This is a genomic window from Pseudomonas sp. SbOxS1, assembly GCF_013416725.1.
Classification (GTDB): Bacteria; Pseudomonadota; Gammaproteobacteria; order Pseudomonadales; family Pseudomonadaceae; genus Aquipseudomonas.
This window is the reverse complement of sequence record NZ_JAAVXC010000029.1, coordinates 207,653-229,742: the sequence shown is the minus strand read 5'-3', so window position 1 is coordinate 229,742 and position 22,090 is coordinate 207,653. Positions and strand designations below refer to the sequence as shown.

20 protein-coding genes, 1 tRNA gene and 2 pseudogenes are annotated in these 22,090 nt (G+C 53.4%); 12 read left to right on the top strand and 11 right to left on the bottom strand.

All coding sequences use genetic code 11. The annotated features are described in order from the left end of the window. Positions 1 to 7: 7 nt before the first annotated feature. From HFK74_RS23750 to HFK74_RS23735, 5 genes are all read right to left on the bottom strand, one after another. Positions 8 to 550: a hypothetical protein gene (locus HFK74_RS23750; RefSeq protein WP_033042733.1), complete on the bottom strand. Its 543-nt coding sequence runs from the start codon at positions 548 to 550 to the stop codon at positions 8 to 10. Continuing rightward, positions 547 to 1,647, bottom strand: coding sequence for a hypothetical protein (locus HFK74_RS23745; protein ID WP_180205600.1), 1,101 nt, complete (start codon positions 1,645 to 1,647; stop codon positions 547 to 549). Before HFK74_RS23745 ends, HFK74_RS23750 begins: the two co-directional genes overlap by 4 nt. Positions 1,648 to 1,992: 345 nt before the next feature. Further along, the gene (locus tag HFK74_RS33005; RefSeq protein WP_218953797.1) at positions 1,993 to 2,367 is read right to left on the bottom strand and encodes a hypothetical protein; all 375 of its coding nucleotides are present in this window, start codon (positions 2,365 to 2,367) and stop codon (positions 1,993 to 1,995) included. A 116-nt stretch (positions 2,368 to 2,483) separates the two neighbouring features. After that, complete coding sequence (locus tag HFK74_RS33000) at positions 2,484 to 2,738, bottom strand: hypothetical protein (protein WP_218953796.1); 255 nt, start codon at positions 2,736 to 2,738, stop codon at positions 2,484 to 2,486. 471 nt (positions 2,739 to 3,209) lie between these two features. Further along, positions 3,210 to 3,296 (bottom strand) — tRNA-Leu (locus HFK74_RS23735). 418 nt (positions 3,297 to 3,714) lie between these two features. Between HFK74_RS23735 and HFK74_RS23730 the strand changes: the two genes are divergently transcribed. Further along, positions 3,715 to 7,863 carry a CheR family methyltransferase gene (locus HFK74_RS23730; protein WP_180205599.1) on the top strand — a complete coding sequence of 1,383 codons (4,149 nt, stop codon included), beginning with the start codon at positions 3,715 to 3,717 and terminating at the stop codon, positions 7,861 to 7,863. A gap of 50 nt (positions 7,864 to 7,913) precedes the next feature. Here the strand turns inward: HFK74_RS23730 and HFK74_RS23725 are convergent, their stop codons facing one another. Continuing rightward, positions 7,914 to 8,897: a DUF4113 domain-containing protein gene (locus HFK74_RS23725; RefSeq protein ID WP_257230407.1), complete on the bottom strand. Its 984-nt coding sequence runs from the start codon at positions 8,895 to 8,897 to the stop codon at positions 7,914 to 7,916. A 413-nt stretch (positions 8,898 to 9,310) separates the two neighbouring features. Here HFK74_RS23725 and HFK74_RS23720 point away from each other — a divergent pair, with 413 nt between their 5' ends. Together HFK74_RS23720 and HFK74_RS33280 are read left to right on the top strand one after the other, a co-directional pair. After that, complete coding sequence (locus tag HFK74_RS23720; protein WP_180205598.1) at positions 9,311 to 9,928, top strand: 3'-5' exonuclease; 618 nt, start codon at positions 9,311 to 9,313, stop codon at positions 9,926 to 9,928. A 77-nt stretch (positions 9,929 to 10,005) separates the two neighbouring features. Continuing rightward, positions 10,006 to 10,344 (top strand): hypothetical protein, encoded by a 339-nt coding sequence (locus tag HFK74_RS33280; RefSeq protein WP_257230406.1) that lies wholly within the window; start codon positions 10,006 to 10,008, stop codon positions 10,342 to 10,344. Between the two features lie 250 nt (positions 10,345 to 10,594). Here HFK74_RS33280 and HFK74_RS33275 read toward each other — a convergent pair. Beyond that, a pseudogene (locus HFK74_RS33275) lies at positions 10,595 to 10,850 on the bottom strand (hypothetical protein); the annotation flags it as partial. Between the two features lie 234 nt (positions 10,851 to 11,084). Between HFK74_RS33275 and HFK74_RS23715 the strand changes: the two are divergent. From HFK74_RS23715 to HFK74_RS23705, 3 genes are all read left to right on the top strand, one after another. Continuing rightward, positions 11,085 to 12,503, top strand: coding sequence for a DUF3696 domain-containing protein (locus HFK74_RS23715; RefSeq protein ID WP_180205597.1), 1,419 nt, complete (start codon positions 11,085 to 11,087; stop codon positions 12,501 to 12,503). Beyond that, entirely contained in the window at positions 12,500 to 13,216 is a 717-nt protein-coding gene (locus HFK74_RS23710; protein WP_180205596.1) for a hypothetical protein, read from the top strand. Before HFK74_RS23715 ends, HFK74_RS23710 begins: the two co-directional genes overlap by 4 nt. 696 nt (positions 13,217 to 13,912) lie before the next feature. Then, positions 13,913 to 14,140 carry an AbrB/MazE/SpoVT family DNA-binding domain-containing protein gene (locus HFK74_RS23705; RefSeq protein WP_218953795.1) on the top strand — a complete coding sequence of 76 codons (228 nt, stop codon included), beginning with the start codon at positions 13,913 to 13,915 and terminating at the stop codon, positions 14,138 to 14,140. A gap of 134 nt (positions 14,141 to 14,274) precedes the next feature. On the opposite strand, the gene HFK74_RS23700 is transcribed toward HFK74_RS23705, so the two are convergent. Then, positions 14,275 to 14,505, bottom strand: coding sequence for an AbrB/MazE/SpoVT family DNA-binding domain-containing protein (locus tag HFK74_RS23700; protein ID WP_180205594.1), 231 nt, complete (start codon positions 14,503 to 14,505; stop codon positions 14,275 to 14,277). 180 nt (positions 14,506 to 14,685) lie between these two features. Between HFK74_RS23700 and HFK74_RS23695 the strand changes: the two genes are divergently transcribed. Beyond that, positions 14,686 to 14,928 (top strand): type II toxin-antitoxin system PrlF family antitoxin, encoded by a 243-nt coding sequence (locus tag HFK74_RS23695; RefSeq protein ID WP_180205593.1) that lies wholly within the window; start codon positions 14,686 to 14,688, stop codon positions 14,926 to 14,928. A gap of 53 nt (positions 14,929 to 14,981) precedes the next feature. On the opposite strand, the pseudogene HFK74_RS33270 reads toward HFK74_RS23695, so the two are convergent. Then, positions 14,982 to 15,212 (bottom strand): annotated as a pseudogene (locus HFK74_RS33270) (hypothetical protein); the annotation flags it as partial. A 177-nt stretch (positions 15,213 to 15,389) separates the two neighbouring features. On the opposite strand from HFK74_RS33270, the gene HFK74_RS23690 reads away from it, so the two are divergent. From HFK74_RS23690 to HFK74_RS33265, 4 genes are all read left to right on the top strand, one after another. Further along, positions 15,390 to 15,701: a hypothetical protein gene (locus HFK74_RS23690; protein ID WP_180205592.1), complete on the top strand. Its 312-nt coding sequence runs from the start codon at positions 15,390 to 15,392 to the stop codon at positions 15,699 to 15,701. 139 nt (positions 15,702 to 15,840) lie between these two features. Further along, positions 15,841 to 16,458, top strand: a complete 618-nt coding sequence (locus HFK74_RS23685) for a 3'-5' exonuclease (protein ID WP_180205591.1) — start codon at positions 15,841 to 15,843, stop codon at positions 16,456 to 16,458. A 340-nt stretch (positions 16,459 to 16,798) separates the two neighbouring features. Beyond that, on the top strand, positions 16,799 to 18,970 hold the full coding sequence (locus HFK74_RS23680; RefSeq protein WP_180205590.1) for an ATP-binding protein: 2,172 nt from the start codon (positions 16,799 to 16,801) through the stop codon (positions 18,968 to 18,970). A 41-nt stretch (positions 18,971 to 19,011) separates the two neighbouring features. Continuing rightward, the gene (locus HFK74_RS33265; RefSeq protein WP_257230405.1) at positions 19,012 to 19,341 is read left to right on the top strand and encodes a hypothetical protein; all 330 of its coding nucleotides are present in this window, start codon (positions 19,012 to 19,014) and stop codon (positions 19,339 to 19,341) included. 51 nt (positions 19,342 to 19,392) lie between these two features. On the opposite strand, the gene HFK74_RS23675 is transcribed toward HFK74_RS33265, so the two are convergent. Then, positions 19,393 to 20,505 carry an aromatic ring-hydroxylating dioxygenase subunit alpha gene (locus tag HFK74_RS23675; RefSeq protein WP_180205589.1) on the bottom strand — a complete coding sequence of 371 codons (1,113 nt, stop codon included), beginning with the start codon at positions 20,503 to 20,505 and terminating at the stop codon, positions 19,393 to 19,395. Positions 20,506 to 20,746: 241 nt separating this feature from the next. Here HFK74_RS23675 and ycaC point away from each other — a divergent pair, with 241 nt between their 5' ends. Beyond that, positions 20,747 to 21,379 (top strand): isochorismate family cysteine hydrolase YcaC, encoded by a 633-nt coding sequence (gene ycaC, locus HFK74_RS23670; RefSeq protein ID WP_180205588.1) that lies wholly within the window; start codon positions 20,747 to 20,749, stop codon positions 21,377 to 21,379. 166 nt (positions 21,380 to 21,545) lie between these two features. On the opposite strand, the gene HFK74_RS23665 is transcribed toward ycaC, so the two are convergent. Continuing rightward, positions 21,546 to 21,986 (bottom strand): SRPBCC family protein, encoded by a 441-nt coding sequence (locus HFK74_RS23665; RefSeq protein ID WP_180205587.1) that lies wholly within the window; start codon positions 21,984 to 21,986, stop codon positions 21,546 to 21,548. Between the last annotated feature and the right edge of the window lie 104 nt (positions 21,987 to 22,090).

Below are 22,090 nucleotides of genomic sequence, written 5' to 3'. Positions count from 1 at the left end.
GGGCTCCTTACTCGTCTACAAGCGTGAGTGCTGTACTGAGCTGTGCGTCAACCAGTTGATAATAGGTGCGTTCCAACTTCAACAAGGGTACGCAATCAGGTGCCGATGCCAGCCGCTGTTGGGTCACATGATCACCCAGTCGCTTGATATGCCTGCCCAGTTTCTCCAGGTTCGCAACCCCGACGCTCAATTTCACGTCACGCTCCTCCAGTTGATTGCGCAATGCGTCCATCTGCGCACTGAACTTCAAGTCTCGCGTCTTGGCCTGTATCCGAAATTGCTTCTCGAGTTCCTTGAGTTCACGGCGCAGTGCTTCACCTTCGGCCTCCAGCGCCTGAGTTTTGCTTTTGGCCTGGCGATAATCCGCATAAGCACCCAAGGCATCCAGAAATGCCAGCCCTGCCTCGATGAAAATCAGCGGGCTTGCAGCTGCTTTTCCTGTGCGCGCCATCGTATACAGGGTGCGTGCCGCGCCCGTGGTTCGCTTGACCCGCTCCGTGGTTTTATCGTCCCAGTCGAACAAGGTCGCGAATACGTTGACAGTAATCATGCCAGTTCCGCCGTTTCTGTGGCCATGAGGTTATGGGACAGGACCAGTGCATCGGGAGTGCACTGCAGATGACGGCTAAATTGCACCTCATCCATGGAGCACAAAAGCCGCAGGGTTCTGACACTGGCCTGCATCGAGATGCCTGGCCGCACGGTCACTGTGCCAAGCGCTGCCGGGACGGCTGTGTCAGGGCTCATGGGTAGTTTGGAATGCCGGGCATCCTCGGCCTCGGCCACTGCGTTTTCCGCAAACCGGGTCAAGGTACCTGAACTGACCAACTCAATCCGCTGAACACACGTAGGCGGCAGGTCGACTGACCATGGGAAATGTGCAACCTGACTATAGGAGTGAGTAAGCTCAATCACCGGTAAGGTCAGGAGTGGCAGCGCACCTGATTTGCATTGATTGCCGGATGCTCTCATACACAGCAGCAGTTCCCCCGCCGCGTATTCGACGGGCACCAGCAACTCAGCTTGCTCACCCTCGTCTTTACCAAGCTCGAACGCCCAGTGCTCGAACTCACTGGCGATCAATTCGCAATCGGCTCCCCAGCAATGTTCGAGAAGTTGCTTCAGCCCGCCCTGCTCAAGCAGGCCCCTCAGGCGGTTTGCATCATCGAAGAGTCGAACTCGCCCTGCCCGCCCTGTTCGGCGAGACACATTGACGACAACGACCGAGGGAGCATCACTGTCTGGCATGAGAGGTGCCAACGTCGCGCAGTCGTCGAGCATCATCATGTGCGCCGCATGACCAGAGAGCGTGAAGGCATCCATCCAGATACTGAGGCGGGAGCCCTCAAGAAGGCGTTCTACCTGCACGATGGAAGCGCCTCGCGGTGTCAGCCACAAAAGCAGGCCATCATCGCTCTCTTCTACCTCCAGATAATGGTGAGCCTGCAGGTACGCCAGTTGGTTGAGCAGCACTGCTTCGCTCAACGCCGTGATATCGATCAACGCGGCGAGCGAAAGCTGCTGTTCTATGGCCCTCAACAAAAAACGCGATACTCCCCCCATGCTGTCCAGCAAGCGGTGCGAAAGTGTCAGGCCGTACCGATCAAAGGGCAGTAGAAAGGTTACGGGCTTGTCGATTCTAATCAAATTCACAACCCATTGAGTGCTGATCCTTTACAAGCCGGAGGGCTCGACGTAAGCGCATGCCAGGTTATCGTTTGAAGCAGGCGATTCTTTAGGGCGGTGGGCGCTAGGCGTGCCTCAATGACGCGTGGCAGCCTTTAACTCCAATGTGGAATAACACTGAAGCCACCCAGTGCCCTACTTGAACTATGTCAGGAATCACCCTTCGCGATCGCTCGCGCACCAGGTACGAGCGGGGGCAACACTGGGGGCATCACTAGTTTTTTACAACCTGAAACCAATGCCCTAAAGCCCTGTCAATATGTTCTTTGGAGTTCACAATTAACCCGGTAAGTATAAACTTTCTGGCTAGATTTCCTGGACTACCGTGGCATATTTCGCCCAATCGTCCATGAGACAGCGCCGCTTCTCGAAGAGGTCTCCACGCCGATATGCAGCTTCGACCACATTCTCTACTGTATGTGAAAGTGCATGCTCGCAGACCTCTCGTGGATAGTGGGTGACCTCACTCGCCCAATCCCGAAAAGTCGAGCGGAATCCATGAGTCGTGAGATAGTTGCGCTTCATTCGACGCAATACCATCAACATCGCCGTATTGCTTAGCGGCTTCCCTTTTCGAGCATCAGAGAATAGAAGATTGCTCACTTCTAAACGAGGAAGATCGATCAGTAGATTCAATGCTGCCTTCGACAGCGGAACGCGGTGCTCTTTCCTGGCTTTCATTCGCTACGCCGGAATGGTCAATACCCCTGCTACTAGATCAACCTCCGCCCATGTGGACGACAGCACTTCGCTGGTTCGGCAGGCAGTCAGGATAGTGAAGCGCAGAGCTTTAGCGCTCAGATCTTGTGCTTTTTCAAGAGTCGCCACAAACGCGGGAAGTTCGCCCCATGGGATGGCTGTGTGATGTTCCACAGCACGCACTTTTTGGCGGGGAGGCAAACGCTTGTCCAGGCGTCCTCGCCATCGAGCGGGATTTTCGCCAGCGCGGAGATCTCGAGCCTTTGCTGCATCGAGGACCAATTCAATTGGTTTCGCAATGGACTGGCGGTTTCGGGCTTTTCTGTCCACATCGGCTCGAGGACTTTTAGCATATGCTCAATGCCTATCTCCTGCGGGGGAAGATCGCCTATGACCTTGAACGCATAAGTAGTTAGCGCGCTCTTCCACTATTGGGCGTGCTTGGCATTTTTCCAGCCTTCCTTTTGGGCAGCAATGTAATCGAGAGTGCGCCCGGAGTATGCAAAAAACCTCAAATTAACCTACTGACGAAGCTGCAACTGACAACGCAGAACCGAAAAGCCACCTAGCGTGGTGAACAGGTTCTTAAGCAACGGCCAGCCTCGATTCCTTCCAGCCTGAAGTTACGACTTTTTTCAACAGAATCGGCCATTAGCAGTCATGGCTGATTTGCGATTGCGTTGGCTCCGCGCCTCGCCGTGCCCCAGAGTGGAACCGTTGGCACCTGTTTCTCCGAATGCCGGTCTAACAGATACCGTATAGACACGAAAATCCGAACCCAACAAAAAGGGCCTACGCCGCTAAGCGTAAGCCCTTGATATTCATGGTGCCCGAAGCCGGAATCGAACCGGCACGCCCTTACGAGCGGGGGATTTTAAGTCCCATGCGTCTACCAGTTTCGCCATTCGGGCGGTAGCGCGGTGAAGCAGAGGGGGGAATATATACATCCCGTCCGGGCGAAGCAAGTTTGCAACACTGTTTTTCCAACACTGGATCGACCTGGCTGTGGAAAAAAAAGCGCCTGAAATCATGCATCTACGGTGCTTTTTTACAGCATCGGGCAAGATCGACTGCGAACTTGCCCACATTGCATCGCGAAAACCACAATATCACTTTATGTTTCAATCACTTGGCCGTACAACCCAAGCCTTTCACCGCCCTCACCCACTGCCCCGCCAGCCTACCCCGGAACCTGATCTATGCTGGTGCCAGCAGCGCCGATATTTGCCTTCGCAATGCGGTGCTGTCCGCATTATCCTCACCCCTTTCCCGGACCCGTTTGAATTGGCGTCGGCAGGCTGCCGCCATCGCCATTTAAGGCCTTAATTGATGAAGTCTTCCACGAAGCACGCACCCGATGCCCCCCAGCGCAGAGAGTTGACCCCAAGTACGCTGGACTTTCCCGTGGTAGGCATCGGCGCTTCCGCCGGCGGGCTTCAGGCCGTGAAATCATTTTTCCAACACATGCCCGATGACAACGGCATGGCCTTCGTGGTCATTCTTCATCTGTCACCGGATCACCAGAGCATCGTCGACCGGATCATCCAGGAAGTCACACGGATGCCGGTGTTGCAGGTGAGCGAAACCACCGAGATCAAAAAGAACACCGTCTACGTCATCCCGCCCGCGCACCACCTGACCATGAGCGATGGCTACCTGTCGGTGACCTCGACCGATCGCCAACCTGGCTTGAACATCGCCATCGACCTGTTCTTCAGGGACCTGGCGGATGTGCACAAGGAGCGTGCCTTTTGCCTGGTGCTGTCGGGCACGGGTTCCGACGGTGCGGTGGGGTTGTCGCGAATCAAGGAACAAGGCGGCATCACACTGGTGCAGGCACCCGAAGATGCCGAGTTCGACGGCATGCCCCGCGCCGCCATCGACACCCAGATGGTCGACCTGGTGCTGCCGGTGGTGCAGATGCCGCCCAAACTGCTGGAGCTGTGGCGCAACTCGCAAGCCATTCGCCTGCCCATCGCCAACGACCCTGACGCCAGTATCGGCCCGGCTGCCAGCGAGCGCGACGCCGCCGTCGCGGAACAACTGCTGCAGGACATCCTGCTGCAACTGCGCGCGGGCACTGGCCACGACTTCAAGCACTACAAGCGTGCCACGGTGCTGCGCCGCATCGAGCGGCGCCTGCAGGTGACTGCGCAACCGGATCTGGCCGCCTACTACCAGTACCTGCAAACCCACCCGCAAGAAACCCGGGAACTGCTGTGCGACATGCTGATCGGCGTCACCAATTTCTTTCGCGACCGGGAAGCCTTCCAGGCGCTGGAGCGCGATGTCGTGCCCAGCCTGCTCAAGTCGTTGCAGGACTCACTGCCGCACCGTGACGAAATCCGTGTCTGGTCGGCGGGCTGCTCCACCGGCGAAGAGGCCTATAGCCTGGCGATGCTGTTGACCGAGCAGCTGGCGCAGCAAGACAGCCCCGCCAAGCTGCAAGTCTTCGCCACGGATATCGATGACCGAGCCATCGCCTTCGGCCGCAACGGCGTCTATCCCGAGGCGATCGCAACCGACGTGCCGTCGTCCTACATGCGCCAGTACTTCAGCCGGGAGCAACAGCACTTTCGCGTGCGCAAGGAAATCCGCGAGAAAGTGCTGTTCGCCAAGCACAGCCTGTTGCTGGACCCGCCGTTCTCGCAAATCGACCTGATCGTCTGCAGGAACCTGCTGATCTACCTCGACCGCGACGTGCAGCGCGACATCATGCAGATGTTCCATTTTGCCTTGCGCCCCGGCGGCTACCTGTTCCTGGGGACCTCCGAGTCCGCTGATGCCTGCCTGGACCTGTTCAACCCCGTGGACAAGCGCAACCGCATCTTCCGCGCCAGGAGCGGCCTGGCCAATACCCGGCGGGCACCGGCCATGCCTCGGGGTGGCTACGTGCGCACCACCGTCGCCAGCAGCCCCGTCGTCGCCCAAACCACGCGCAAGACGTCCTACGCCGACATCCACCTGCGCGCCCTGGAAAAGGCCGCGCCGCCGAGCATCATCGTCGACGCCAATGCCAACATCCTGCACATCACCGAAGGTGCCGGGCGCTTCCTGCGTTACGTGGCCGGAGAATTGTCGCGCAACTTGCTGACGCTGACCCATCCAGACCTGCGACTGGAGATCCGCACCACGCTGTTCCAGGTGCAGCAGGCCGGCACGCCGGCAACCTCGCGCAAAGTGCGGATCGAGCGTGAGCAGCGCAGCTATCTGGTCGACCTGACCGCGCACCCGTACAAGGACGACGAAACCGAAAACGAGTACATCCTGGTGATCTTCGAGGAACGCGAAGTCGAGCCTCAGGACTCGCTCGACAGCGTCGCCAACCAGACCGAAAACCGGATGTTGAGCAATCTCGAGCAAGAACTGCAGCGCACCAAGCTGCATTTGCAGGAGACCATCGAGCAATCGGAGGTCTCCAGCGAAGAGCTCAAGGCTTCCAACGAGGAAATGCAGGCCATCAACGAGGAGCTGCGTTCAGCCACCGAAGAGCTGGAGACCAGCAAGGAGGAGCTGCAGTCAATCAACGAGGAACTGTTGACCGTCAACTACGAGCTCAAGACCAAGGTCGAGGAAACCGACAAGATCAACGACTACCTCACAAACCTGATTGCCTCCACCGACATTGCCACCGTCTTCGTCGATCGCAACATGCGCATCCGCTGGTTCACCCCCAGGGCCACGGACATCTTCAGCATGCTGCCGGTCGACACCGGGCGTTCGTTGATGGACATCACCCACCGCCTGGATTACCCGCAGATGGCCGAGGACGCGGCGACCGTCTTCGATTCCCTGAACATGATCGAGCGCGAGGTCAGCAGCAACGACCAGCGCTGGTACATCGCCCGCCTGCTGCCCTACCGTTCCAGCGAGGACCACATCGACGGCACGGTGCTGACCTTCATTGACATCACCAAGCGACGCGCTGCCGAAGACGAGCTGCGCCTGGGTGAGGAACGCATGCGCCTGGTCGCGGAAAGCACCCACGACTTCGCGATCATCATTCTCGACGACCACGGCATGATTACCGACTGGAACACCGGTGCGCAGCTGATTTTCGGTTACGCCAAGGGCGAAGTCCTGGGCGCCTGCTATGACCTGATCTTCACCCCCGAGGACCGCGCCGAGGGCGTGCCGGAGGCAGAACTTACAGCGGCACGCGAACATGGGCGAGGCGAAGACGAACGCTGGCACCTGCGCAAGGACGGCAGCCGCTTCTATTGCAGCGGCGAAGTCGCCCTGCTCAAGGGGGAAAGCCTGCAGGGCTACGTGAAGATTGCCCGCGACCTCACCGGTCACAAGCGCATGCATGACGAACAAAGCCAGCAACTGGCCGAAACCCGGACCAGCAGTCACCTCAAGGACGAGTTCTTTGCCGTGATGTCCCACGAGCTCAAGCACCCGCTCAATCTTATCCAGCTCAATGCCGAACTGCTGCGCCGCCTGCCGATGACCAAATCCGCCGAGCCGGCCATGAAAGCCGTGAACACCATCTGCGATGCCGTAGGCAGCCAGGCGCGGATCATCGACGACCTGCTGGACGTCGCCCGGGTGCGCACCGGCAAACTCAAGCTGAAAAAACTGGCAGTGGACCTGGGACGGATTCTCCAGGACATTCACACCGTGGTCGTCAACGACCAGCATCCGTGCGTCATCACGTTGGAGGTGCCTCAACCCCCCGAGCCGCCGCTGGTGGTGGATGCCGACAGCACACGCCTGGAACAGATCATCTGGAACCTGGTGAACAACGCGTTGAAGTTCACTCCGGCAAACGGTCGAGTCGAACTGATCGCCAGCCAGGTTGACAGCATGGCACGCCTGGATGTCATCGACAGCGGCGCCGGGCTTGAACAGGACAACCTGCACAAAGTGTTCGACCTGTTCAGCCAGGCGGACAACCAGCATGCCAGCCATCAGCGCGAAGGCCTGGGCATCGGCCTGTCATTGGTGCGCCAATTGGTCGAAGCCCATGGCGGCTCGGTGAATGTTCATTCCGAAGGCCTGGGTCGCGGATGCCGATTTACCGTGCTGTTGCCACTGTGCCAGACGCCACAGCACGCCAACGACCAGCCGCAAGGCACGGGCGAATCGGGGCGCCTGGTCGGCCAGAAAGTGCTGCTGGTGGAGGACTCCAGTGACGTGATGGAAGTCCTGCAACTGCTGTTGGAAATGGAGGATGCCCACGTCGAAGCCTTCAGCGACCCGCTCGAGGCCCTGCAAGCGGCCAGGGACAGCAGCTACGACGTGATCATCTCGGACATCGGCATGCCGCTCATGAATGGCCACGAACTGATCCACGCCATTCGCCAGATCGCGCACCTCAAGCACACACCCGCCATTGCCCTGACGGGCTATACCACCAGCAACGACGAGAAAAAGGCCAGGCAATCGGGCTTCAATTACCACGTGAGCAAGCCGGTGTCCCATGATGATTTCATCGACATCATTGATGAGGCGTGCAATTCGAGACCCTATTGAGGTGCGTGGCTGATACGGTGAGCTTGCGCCGGCAAGCTCACATGGCCTGATCAAACACAGGCGACCTTCCAAAGCTGGTCGAGCTTCGTGGTGTAGCTCTGGCTCATCATTTCCCGGCGCATGCCCCAATCCGGATGGGTCGGCACGCTGGCGGCCCGAAGCGTCCCCCTTCCCCACCTTCCGTTGATCTGATCCAGCACCGCCATGATGCGACTTGCTTCAGCCGGTTGCGAGGCGGCGAACAGATCATCCGTATACTCGCCGGGCTGGCACAGGTTCAACAGCATGACCTCAGCTTTGCTGTAGGCGAATCCGGGGCGGAATACTCGCTCAAGCGCGTCGACAGCCGTCCTGGTCAGCAGGCGCACGTCGTCTGTTGGATACGGCAGGTCCACCACCACACCGTTCGCGTATTTGGCTTCCTCAGGATTGAACATGCCGGTCCGGATACTGACCCTGATCTTCTTGCACAGGGAATTCTGCGCCCTGAGCTTTTCCGAGGCGCGCATCATGTAGGTGGCAACGGCCTCCTTGATCGGTGCAAGCTCCTTCAGCCGCTTGCCGAACATTCGGCTGCAGCAGATCTCCTGCTTCGGCGGGTCCGGCTCATCCAGTTCCAGGCACGGCGTGCCCGCCAGTTCCCGGGCGGTCTTCTCGACCACCACGCTGAAGTGTTTGCGCAGCGACCAGGCATCCGCCTTGGCCAGTTCCATGGCTGACTTGATGCCCAGCGCGTTCAAATGCATTTTCATGCGCCCGCCCACCCCCCACACTTCACCCACGTCGGTATTGCGCAGGACCCAATCGCGTTTTACCGGGTCGCAGATATTCACCACGCCGCCAGTCTGCGCCTGCAACCTTTTCGCCGTGTGGTTGGCCAGCTTGGCCAGGGTCTTGGTGGGGGCGATGCCAACGCCTACCGGGATACCCGTGCACCGCAGCACCTGGCTGCGAATCCGACGACCGAATACGTCCAGCCCTTCGATACCGGTCAGGTCGGCAAACGCTTCATCGATGTAAAGGAAAGGTGTCAACCCATGGACATGAATCTAAGCCTGTCTATCCGGTCATTCCGGGTTGAAGCCATGCGTCCATGGAAATATCAATATATCACTGCGATTTTCGGCGTTCCGTCCATAGAGCTTTTTCTGGCTGCCTTAGTACGTAATTGCATTGGCCTTGCTCAGAGGCCACGCTTTTGCGTCCGACCGGAGTAGCACCCTCCAAGAGGTGTCTCGAATTCTCCGGAGATATAGACTAGCTCAACGAGCAAATCGCAGCAGAGGGCATCACAGAGATGAGACTAGGCAGAGGCTCGTCATGACGCTCATGGCAGCCAAAGCGATATTATGTCGTGTCTGATGGAACCTGACACCCATTTAGGCTTGCCAAAGTGACTGCTCGACTCGGTGTAACCTGATTCAACCTAATCCAGACAACCCTTGCCATGAGCATTGAAGCAAAACTTCATCATCTCCAAGCTATCCAAAAACTCCTCGCGCCATACCGCTACCTCTATTGCGTAGATCTTGAGGCAACCTGTGATGAGGCGGAAGAATCGGAGCCAGCAAGAAAGTTTGTAGTCGTCTCCGATCAGATGGAAACGATTGAGATTGGCCTGGTAGTAATCGATTTGGAATCGCTTGAAATCGTTGATGAGTTCCAGCGCTTTGTTCGACCTCTGATCAACCCGACCCTGACCGATTTCTGCAAAAGGCTTACATCCATCCAACAAGCGGACGTGGACGGCGCACGAACTTATCAAGAGGTAGGCGAGGATCTGCGAACATTTGCTGCGCGGTATCCAGACGCTGCCTGGGCCTCATGGGGTGACTATGATGCAAGACAGCTTGAGCGGGATGCTGGATTAGCTGGGTGCCCTTCCCTACTCGAAGGCTTGCCACATTTCAATGCCAGGAAATGGCATGCCGGCTTACATGACGATCGACCTAAATCACTTAAGCAAACGGTAGAGTCGTTAGGTTTGGTTTGGCAAGGTATCTATCACCGAGGAATCGACGATGCCAGGAACGTAGCATCCATCATCAAGGAAATGCTCGGCTGATTAGGTTAGCCGGGCCCAATGGCCCGAATGAGCGATCCCCCAGTTACGTCTAATCACAGCTTAGCTATGGGCAAGCGATGACTCGCACACAGAAGGATTTGAACGCAACCTCCTCTCTCCCCGCCCATGAGGTCTGCCAGCTGTTGACGGACGTCGCGCTAGGAAAACGTATCATGAAGCGGAGCTCGATCCAGTCATGGGGGGAGATCTATCACGGGCTTATGAGCGTGGAGATTGATGGATGGCTACTCACACTCTTCAACGACTGTGACACCTTGGATTACTGCGAGTACTGCAGGTCGCCTGATGGCCGAGTCGGGACACTTGAACTCTGGCAACGCGACGGGCCTGATCCTGTCGACCTATTGAGTGCCCGGGAGCGTGAGCAGCTCGAACGTTTACTCGCTGCGCTCTGAGGGATACCTACGTGATTAAGCACCTAATACCCGAATTGGGCAGTGCTGCGGGCAGTCGAGCCGGGCCTCAAGGGGCCGCAATAACGACGCCCTTCGAACGTGCAATCCTCCTTAATCACACGCCTGCCTCTTCGCTCTTTTGGCCCGATCGAGGTGTCAAAAATCATTAGGCAAGTTCAACACACGCTCCCAACACTCGGCTCCTGTAGCTACGTATTTGAGTTGACTGGTGGACGCCTGCATTCAGTCATGGCGCAAGAGCTGCCTCGATCAAATGTGCGTTAGTACGGCACGGCGCACGTCTTCTATGGCGCCCTCAATTGCGTAATGTGCAGATGGTGCTTCACGGACAAACTCCAACGCTAAGCGACCTGGCTGTCCGACACCGACCAACGCATCACACAGCCTTCTTCCGCCAAGCGTTCCACAGGCGCGTCCATATCGCTCTCGTCAGACGTCAGTTGGTACTTCAGCCCTTCCCTACTCAAAGACACACAGGACAGCATCGTATTACCGCTTAACCACTCAGCGGCAAAGGAACGCAGCCAAGCCCATACGCTAAATAATATCAAGCAAGCAATTTTTGATTCTTTGTGGCGTTCGGGCAGTCTCACTTCAGGAATCTGTATGTCACTTTTAGAGTTTCACGTGAGCCATAGGCACCTAACTGTGGCCAATTGCCACAAGCGTCTATTCACGCTACTATAATTGCCTTTGACTTTTTGACTTTGGGGTAGAATGTGAGACTAGCGGGACTGAGGCTATCGAACTATAAAAAATTCAAACAGGAAAATTTTGATTTATCAAAAAAAGTAACTCTACTTTACGGAGAAAATAGCTCAGGAAAATCATCATTTCTCAAGGCAATAGCGGGCGCAAAACAAACCTTCAATCAAAAAAATGTGTATGACTCCTGGGCAGCTCAAGGAGATATTACTGATCTAGGCGATTATGCAGACTTTATCCACAACCATAATAGCGCACTAAAGTTTGGCATTGGATTCACACTATCTGAAAAAGGCCGAAAAAAAAGACCATTCGAAGCTGTTCACTATGAAAGACTCGATTTAGATCTTATATATGATCAAGACAAATCCGTAGAGTGTGCAAGGCTTTATAGTATCAAATCTAAACCAACCCCTCTTGGCCGCGACACTACTCATCAAAAAGACTACAACTACACGTTACGTAGAAACATCAATCGCTCAAGCTTCATGTTTGATTGCTCTGTCGACTACCTTGACGCACTTAATGACTGCCTGAATAAAAGAAGGTTTCTCGGTGATGGGGACGTTAGACTAGCGTTTTCGAAGTCGGCCTCAGTAACGGTAACCGGAGCTAAGAATTTTTCTCTAACCAAGGAATCCGGTAATAGCATATCTCCTAGCTGGATAAGCTTAACTGATTTCAAATATCAATTTGAAAAAATATCAATAGCTTTCGAGAAGATTTTTTATCTGGGCCCATTGCGTATCAGTCCATCTCGAGGATACAAGAAAAAGCTTCACGAAATGTCAGTAGGAACAAACGGTGAGCAAACACCTGCGATTTTGTACTATATGCAGCAAGCCTCTGAAAAATCAAAAAACAAATCAGAGGATTCATGGGGTCGCTTTTCACGATGGTTCTCATTGGTATTCAAGGGATGCTCGGTAAAAACAAAAAAGAATGGATCAAATATTGAAATAAGCGTTCTAAAGGATGGGCGAGCAGACTCTATCCAAGACATTGGATTTGGTTACTCCCAAGTAATTCCGATCATTGCTCAAGCTGCAGTAATGGAACCGGGGCAAACCCTAATTGTTGAGCAACCGGAACTACACCTCCATCCAAAAGCCCAAGTTGAACTCTCCCGCTTTCTAGTGGATGCTATTGTTCATGGCTTATACCTAATTCTTGAAACTCATAGCGAACATATTCTAAAAGGAATGCAACTCGCAATTTCCGAAAGCAACATAGGCGGGGAACTGAAGCTCTCCAAGGATGATGTTTCAATCTACTACTTCTTAAACTGCGACGCTGACTTAAGCCAATATAAGATTCTAGAACTCAATAAATGGGGCGAAATTGAAGGTGGATGGCCAAAAGGATTTTTTGATGAATCACTTGATATTTCTCGTAAAATGTTTTTAAACAAAAACCTTAAGGCAAACTCATGAGGCTTACATTAGAGACTAAAGCTGTAGGGTTTGCATTTGCGAGCGATGATCTAAAAATAGCAATAGATTCATCAGTTCTTTCTATGTCCGAATGCATTTACAACGAATATGCTCGAGAAGCGGATGAAGATGGAAGCGGCTTCTACAGAGAAATCATCAAAAAAATAATGTCAAGCCCTGACAACTATTTTTTTATACAAGAAGATGCCTATAAAAAATATCTAGCTATTCCTCTCTGTGATTTTTTAAAGTCCGCATATATAAACGGAAATAATTTAGTATCGGCAACGAATACTGCAAATCTTCAAGCAACGGGAAATACTTATGGCATCGATGTATCAGAGGCGAGCACCTACAAAAAGCTCAAAAAGACACACAAGAGCGCCAATATAATAGACATAATCGAAACCGCTAACAGAACAAAAAAGCACCCATCGATAATCTCTTGTTTTTTTAAGGGAGAGGTCAGAGTGGTTATCTATGATCGCTACATCAATAGAGCCGCCATCGAACTCATCACTAAAATCGCCAAATGCATGTCGAAAGATGGCGAGCTTATAATCATTAGCGAATTTAACTCAGGCATAACAGAAGAGCAAACAAGCATAGAATTAAAAAAAATAATAAAAAAACTAAAACCTACACCCCAAACTTCAAAGAGCAAAGCGACAAACATGATCGCCATGTCCACCTTGGTGATAGACTCCATATGACTTTCAGTAGTGGCATTGATTGCTTTGGGCATCCACCTAAATTCAATAACTCAGAATGCCAAATCACGATATATCATGTAGCCGAATACTATGAACTAAAAAAATATAGTGTTATTAATTCAAAAACGAGAAAAACTCAAGAAATCACGACAATGTCAAAAAAAATTTAATATCGATAGCATTTGCTACGTGCATCGGTGAACATATTGAAGCTAGCTCAGTACTAGAGTACAAGCTAGCGTTCAACAAAGTTTAATCAACTCATACTTCAGCTTAGCTACGGGATAGAGACGACTCGAGCGTATAACTATTTGAATACAACCTCCCCTCTCACCGCCCGCGAGGAATGTCAGGCGCTGACAGTCGTCGCGCCCGGCAAACGAACCGTGAGTCGAAGATCCATCCAATCGTGGAATGAGATCTACCACGGCCTCATGCTCGTTGAGATTGAGTGGCTGGCGACTCAACCTCCTCAATGAATGTGACTTGGATTACTGCGAATACTGCAGGTCACCTGATGGCCGAGTCGGGACACTTGAACTCTGGCAACGCGACGGAGCTGATCCTGTCGATCTGTTGAGTGCATGGGAGTGCGAACAGCTCGAACGTTTGCTTGCCGCGCTCTGAGCCCGTACGCAAAAGCACGTTACCATTGCCGACTCAAAGCAATGGAGACCACACGTGAGAAAGCCACCTATGAAAATCATCATCGAAGAATGGGATGGTGACGGTGCGATTTGTATTCCTGATGAGGCGCTGCAGGAGCTCGAACTGGATGTCGGCGACGCTGTGTATCTGATCGAGGAGTTTGTCGGCAATGCGCGCTGCCTTGTCCTTTCAAAAACGCCTCAAATCACGGATCGAATAGACGAGCTCACTGAAGCCTGGAGTAGCGGACAGCCTGGCAACGCAGAGGCGAAATAAAGCAGTCATTCGACGAGCCGGGCCTTAGGCCCGAAAACGCGATAGCAACAACCCGTCTCAGAAGCCGGCGAGGAATGAAGCGCGAGACAAATATCACCAAGCCTTTCTCCTTCTGAAACGCTATTGACGGGCATTTACTCCTTCAGCGCAAAAACTGCGTTCATGTCATCAATGCTCACGATGACCTTCGGCTTGCGAATCATGCCCTTCAATCGCTTAACGGAGTAACTCACAGCCACGATGGCGAACTGACCATTCTCGAGATCGACGAATTCGATTTCATCCCCTGGTCGCAGGCCAAGAGTAGTCCGTACCTGGGCAGGGATGGTGATTTGGCTTTTAGCGTTCACTGTGGCAGTAGCCATGATGGATACCTACGCGATTAAGCACTTACATGATAGTCGAGCGGTGGGGTAGGCCACATAACGTGAAGACGTGGGGTTGAGCCGGGCTTAAGCCCGAATGAGCGACACACAAAGAAGCTTCTTTCGAAATCCACACTCGGCGCATGACAAGCGCTGCAGTCGCGGATAATGTCATGCACCATGAACGACTCAAATTCCATTTCATCCATTTCCACGATCCTTTCTCGCAATGAGCCGGATGGTACAGACGCCTCAGGAAATGATCGGGAGCCTTGCGAGTTTCTGACGCTGTTAGAGGACGACGTCCTGAATAACCCCGGGAAGCTGATCGCCCTCGATTCAACGCTACTAGCTCGCCTCAATTCTTTGATCGGCGATATCGATGTCGACATTAACTCTCCGCTCTCAGCGGATGATGAATGAATGCTCGGCACTGGCGCAATGGACGGCACCTGCAGTTAGGCTGGAGCGAAAACCACCTCGATCAACCGTGCCTTAGGTAGGGCTCGACTTACATCTACTATGGCACCCTTAATTGCGTGATGTGCAGAGGGTGCTTCACGGACAAACTCCAACGCCAGGCGACCTGGCTGTCCGACTCCGACCAATGCATCATCGCAGCCTTCTTCTGCCAAACGATCCACAAGCGCGTCCAGATCGCCCTCGTCAGACGTCAGTTGGTACTTCAGGGTGAACGTACATTCCATCGGTATTCCTCTCCCTCAGCAATTTCTTGATTGTGGTTTATTCTGACGGGAAAAGTGAGCAGGCGCTCATCCGTGTCGTCTGCACCCAATGACCTATTGATCGATTCTGTACTTACCACTGCCCCATTTTGCCCGACCATTTGCTGGAGGATCTGGGCGACCGAAAGGAGTATGAAAATGCTAAACCGTCCCGACAAAGACTCGCTTCGTGCAATGCTCGAATCGCAGGTTCAACAAAGGCTACTGGACGATCCAGACGCGCTAACGACTTATGCAGCGCAGCGAGACCCCGAGCGGAAGCCCTACGTTAGCAAACGCACAGTCCAAGATAAGGCTTTCGATAAAGAGCTAGATCAGATGCGAGCCGATGCTGAGGCCGGAGTAATACGTACCCCAGAGCGTCTGCAGACAGGGAAAGGCGAGCCTAATCTTGCACTTGATGATTATCCCGGCTTGAAGGCGACAGCCACTGCACCGAATGAATGGTGATCTCCAACGCTTGTGATGATGTGGTCTGTAGCCTCTAAACCGGAATAGAAGAAGCACACCCTTCGGCAATTCCTTCAGAACATAGCTGTGTGGACGTGTCGATGTACCTTGGACAGATCAAAGCTAGGACATCCATGTCATGAGCATTCAAGCAAAGCTTCATCACCTTCGAGCCATCCAAAACTTGCTCGCGCCATACCGCTATCTGTATTGCGTAGACCTTGAGGCAACCTGTGATGACGTTGGAGTAAACGAATCTCCAAGGTCGCTCGTGGTCGTCCCCGATCAGATGGAAACGATTGAGATTGGCCTGGTGGTGATTGATTTGGAGTCACTTGAGATTGTCGGCGAATTCCAGCGTTTCGTCCGACCTCAGATCCACCCCACCCTGACCGACTTCTGCAAAAAGCTCACATCCATTCAACAAACCGACGTGGATAGTGCCCGAACCTATCAAGAGGTTGGCGACGAGCTACGAATGTTTGCTGAGAGTTATCTAAACGCGGCTTGGGCCTCATGGGGTGACTACGATGCCAGGCAGCTCGAACGCGATGCTGCCTTTGCTGGATGCCCTTCCCTGCTCGAAGGTTTGCCACATTTCAATGCCAGGAAATGGCATGCAGGTTTATATGACGATCGCCCTAAATCACTTAAGCAAACAGTAGAGTCGTTGGGCCTGGTTTGGCGGGGTAGCTATCACCGAGGAATCGACGATGCCAGGAACGTTGCATCCATCATCAAGGAGATGCTTGGCTGATTAGGTGAGCCGGGGCCATTGGCCCGAAGAAGCGATCCTCCAGTTACGTCAAACCACAGCTTAGCTATGGGCAAGCGATGACTCGCACACAGAATGATTTGAACTCTCCTCTTACCGCCCGCGAGGCCTACCACGTGCTGACGGACGCTCGCCTTTGAGCTTGGGCGCTCCGCCAAGACGATCTTGCCGGAGTCAATTTTGTTCATTTGACATCCAGACGACCCGGCGCGAATGAAGTCTGATTTCTCGAGTGCGCTTGATCGAAAACCGAGCTCGCTAACGCCAATTGAACCTAGCTGAAACCCAAGCCTCGGATATTGAAACATCCAGTGGTGATTCTATGAAAATCGAGGATACATTACTGCGCCAACGTAAGGTGCTTGCCAAATTTGGCGAGCTCGCCTTGGCATCAGATGACCTTGAGCAAATCCTAGACGAGGCGTGTCGATTAGTCGGTGAGGCACTCGAAACCAATCTGGCCAAATTCATGCTACTCGAAGATGACGGCATTACGTTTCTCGTGAGAAACGGAGTCGGCTGGACACCAGATGTGGTTGGGAAGGTTCGTGTGCAAGCATGCGATGGAAGTCCGGAAATCTTCTCACTAAACACCAATGCGCCCGTCATTTCGACGGATGTTTCAACAGAAACACGATTCTGCTATCACGACTTTCAAAGGAACAACGGGGTAAAAGCATTCGTCAACGTTCTAGTTCACGGCGCCACGGGAGAACGTCCATTCGGAATATTTGAGGTGGACAGTAGACGTCCGCGTCAGTTTACGGATAGCGATATCGACTTCCTCCGGGGATATAGCAATCTGCTTGGGGCGGCGTTAAAGCGCTTCAAAACCTTGGACGCTATGCGCTCGACAGAAAAGCGGCTGCGTGAAAGCGAAAGGCATTACCGCATTGCAGCCGAGCTCAATCCACTATGGCCTTGGACTGCCGACAAGGGCGGAAACCTCATTTCGATCGATTCGCGCTGGTACGAATACACAGGCCTGTCGCTCAAGCAGACAATGGAACATCAATGGGCCAACGCCGCGTCTGAGGCGGATCAAGTGTCAATCGCCGCTCTTTGGAATCGGTCTCTCGGCACATTACGGCCTTTCGACCTACAAGTCCGATTACGAAAGCACACTGGCGATTACCGCTGGTTTAGAGTCCGTGCCCTGTGCAGCCTCGACATCACCGGAAAATGTGAACAATGGTACGGCACCATCGAGGACATAGAAGACAGGGTGCAACTGGAGAGCGCGTTGCGTGACTGGAACGACTTACTCGAAGTACGCATCAAAGAACGCACCCAACAATTGGAAGAGGAGCAGCGAGAGCGCGCTGTGACTGAATCCAAGTTAAGGCAAAGCCAGAAAATGGAAGCGGTCGGCCAACTGACCGGAGGTATTGCCCACGACTTCAACAATCTATTGGCGGGTATCATCGGCAGCTTGGAACTGATGCAACGACGTATTGATGCGGGTCGCTACGACGATTTGCTCCGATACAACTCAGTGGCCTTGACCTCGGCATCTCGAGCGGCGGCATTAACGCAACGGCTACTTGCGTTCTCCAGGCAGCAATCACTCGAACCTGAACTCCTTGATCCTCGGAAAGTAGTAGCCGAACTTGAAGAAATGATTCGGCGCTCAGTTGGGCCTAGCATCAAAGTCGCGTGCTCATTCAAAACGACTGACCGCATTAGGTGCGACCTCAACCAACTGGAAAACGCGCTGCTTAATCTTGCGATCAATGCACGGGACGCGATGCCCAATGGAGGTAGGCTCGACCTTGAGGTTGCTCGATGCGTCATTGATGAAGCATCTTCATCCGACAAAATGATGCCGACTGGATCATATGTGAGCATTTCTACCACGGATTCCGGCACAGGGATCAGTCCTGAAATTTTGTCGCGTATCTTCGATCCATTCTTCACGACCAAGAAGATAGGCGAAGGTACCGGGCTTGGCCTATCAATGATTTATGGCTTTGCTCAGCAATCCGGTGGTCACGTCAGAGTCCACAGTAGCCTTGGTGTCGGTACCACCGTGACGCTGTATTTTCCGGTAGATGATTCGCAGCCAGAAGATCCCAATGTAGAGGTGGACGATGCTCAACAGTTTGAGTCCTCGGGGCAGAACGAAATTATATTGCTGGTCGACGATGAAGCGGCTATTCGGCAAATGGCGTCGGAGCTCCTGTCAGAGATTGGCTATCGCGTCATTGAAGCAGTGGATAGTGTTTCTGCCATCAATCAGGCCCAGAAGCTGGAACACCTAGATTTGCTGCTAACCGATGTTGGCCTACCAGGATTGATGAACGGGATCAGCTTGGTTGCGGAACTGAAGAAAAAATTCCCGTTGCTCAAAGTGCTTTTTATTACCGGATTTGCAGGTGGTTCGCGTCTAGTCTCGGTCGATAGGACAACCCGATTGCTCACCAAGCCCTTCAGTCTGAATGAACTCACTTTGCGAGTGCATTCGTTGCTTAACACTCCCTCAGATAGCAGTTAACGGCAGCGCTGGATTGCTGCCTTGTTCAAATGGGTTTCCAAATGAACTTGACCACCCCTGACGGTCGATACTTTGTAGTCAAAGGAAAGCTGTGGAGGTGCTCCGACCCATCACTGAACGAAACGACACGGCAACGCTATGTTGATGAACTCATGTCAGCGAGGCGAGAAGTAAAAGCCGCCAAAGCCACAGGCAGCTCTCAGCTGTTGAAAGCGGCTAGAACACGTGTTCAAGCGGCAAAGGTTGCACTCGGAGAGCGAGGCCCGGTGTGGTGGAACGACGGCAGTCCTGACTTGAATAGGCACCAGGTTTCCAATACGCATTACGCGCAATGGTACCGAACGGTGTGTGACGAGGCGTCCAAAGTTTAGAGGCCTCAGAGTGGTGCAGCGATCACTCCTGAGATCTGTCGAATCGGCTCTCTAATCCTCCTTTTCAGTAACTACAGTTGGAATGGTTTCGATAGCCCAGCTACGCACCTTTTGACGCTCGGGGCTGGGCACTACGCAAGCCTTGCGTCCCGTAAAATCTCGTTGAAGACGATCCTCATCAATTCGCCAACCGTTCTGCTCCAGTTCCTTCACGCGCCGCCGGAAGAAAATCTGCAACGCATCCGATTTCAGGGAAACCTCTTGCTGCCATGAATCAGGCACTCGCTCTGGTCGTACGTTTTTTAGCACCTCATGATCCTGCTCGAAAATTCGAATATTGCTGGCAACAAACCTTCGGTCAAACAGTCGGGATCGAAGAAATGTTCGGCCCATCATCCACCAGGTGCGTGTGCGGATAGCGTCGACCGGAACATGAGCCGCGACAATGTGGATTCTCCATCCATTTGGTAATTCGAGCTCCAGCGTCGTGCAGGGCCCGCACAAATGAAAGCCTGGAACGGTGGCCACGCTTATAAGTTCGCTCGTGGATTTACGTCGAAAAAAACCAGTTCGTTTCGGGCGCCGCATGATCATTTCCGCACGCCCACTCCAGACATCACCTTCCACCTCGAACGCATCAATTTGGGGGTGATTCGGGTCACCAAATGTAGAGCCGTGAACAAACGGAGCGTGCGCAAAATCGAGACCATTTTCAATCACGCGATCCCAACTGGCGTCCCAATCGAAATGGCCCGATACCACACGCACGGCCGCATCATCTATCCAGTCGAAGATGGGTAGCGGTGGCCTTTCTGTTTCCGGCAGGTCACCCAGAAATGCCCAGATCCAACCGTAGCGTTCGAGCGTGGGGTATGCGTCGATTCGAGCCTTCGTTGGAATGCGCAGCTGCGGCTGTGCCGGAATATGCGTACACACGCCATCCACTCCAAACCGCCAGCCGTGGTATGGGCACTGCACACTCTCCCCTACTTTGGTGCCGACAGACAGTGAGCCCCCACGGTGAACGCAAACATCTGACAGAAGATGCGCTTTTCCTTTGTTATCACGGAAGGCTACAAACGGTTGGCCAAGGATTCGAACTGACGCGAGCTCATCTGATAATTGCGAGGATGGAAGCACGACATACCACAGGTTTATGAGCATGGCGAAGGTGAACTCGGATGACTTTAGGATAGAGATGACTCACCGACTTTGATGCGTATTGCACGACGTTGTTCACTCACGTTTTAGACCATGCCAATCAAACTCTAAAGCCAAAATCTTCTCATTGTCACAATGTAGTTGACAGTTAAACCGTTTCCACCGTCTTTTTTCTCCCCCTCATCGATCATTAATCTGTGCCCATGTTGAACGACAACACTCACCAACTCAAAAGGACTTCATCATGAGCTACGCTACCTACAACCGTTTGAACAAAGACGACGCTGTAGTGCTGTTAGTCGACCACCAAACCGGTCTGATTTCTTTGGTTCAGGATTTCACGCCCAACGAGTTCAAGAATAATGTGTTGGCTCTGGCTGACGTTGCCAAGTTCTTCGAACTGCCGACCATCCTCACCACCAGCTTCGAGCAAGGCCCGAACGGCCCATTGGTGCCAGAGCTGAAAGAGATGTTTCCTGACGCGCCCTACATCGCTCGACCAGGGCAGATCAATGCCTGGGATAACGAAGATTTCGTCAAGGCAATCAAGGCCACCGGTCGTAAGCAACTGATCATTGCCGGTGTCGTCACTGACGTGTGTGTAGCGTTCCCGACCCTGTCGGCACTGGCAGAAGGTTTTGACGTGTTCGTGGTGACCGACTCTTCCGGCACGTTCAATACGACTGTGCAACAGGCAGCCTGGAACCGCATGACACAGGCTGGTGCGCAAATGATGAACTGGTTCTCGGTTGCTTGTGAGCTACAGCGCGACTGGCGCAACGACATCGAAGGCCTGGGTAACCTCTTGTCCCAGCGCATTCCGAACTATCGCAATTTGATGAACAGCTACTCGGCGCTGACTGCACGCCAATCGTAAGTCCGGTTTGGAACCCAAGGCCCGCTTTTGCGGGCTTTGGCAAAGCTTCACGAAGACCTTTTCGCACATCTAGCGGAACAAATAGGGCTGAAGGGCCCTTTCTTGTACTCAAACCAAATCACTTGGTCAGCCAGGACTCGACGCTATCGGAGCCGCGTTTGAGTGCTCAGTGCTGGGAAAGAAATAACTGGAGACTATTGTGGCCATCCACGATCAGTCCTCGAATGAGCTCCTGGTACTGTTCTGCGGTATTCAGATCTTGCAGGTCGAAGCTTGCAGACCAATTGATGAACGTCTTGGTCTGTCCAGTAAGAGAGACCAATTTCACGGTGGCCACATAGTTGTCCAGCGGTAATGGGGCCTCCTCGAAGCGGTAGGACAGTGTTGTATTGCGATCATCGACCGATAACAGGCGCTCCCTGACAACTGCGCCATCGGCCAACGTGAGTTTGCGAATACAGCCAACCAATCCATCAGGTTGGTTGTCCTCAATGCTGCTTTCGACAATCGAGGGATGCCATTTATGAATCTCACCAAATTTCTTCAATACGCCCCAGGCGTGTCCTGCATCGCTGTCCAGGACAGCGGAAAACTCAACCATCGGCATCGGGTACCTCTCTTGAAATGATCTATTTTTAAAAACGGCTAACCTCGGGTATTGCCAGCGGCGTCGATGATGAACGAGCTCCGATCCCGGCATTGTTCAACCGG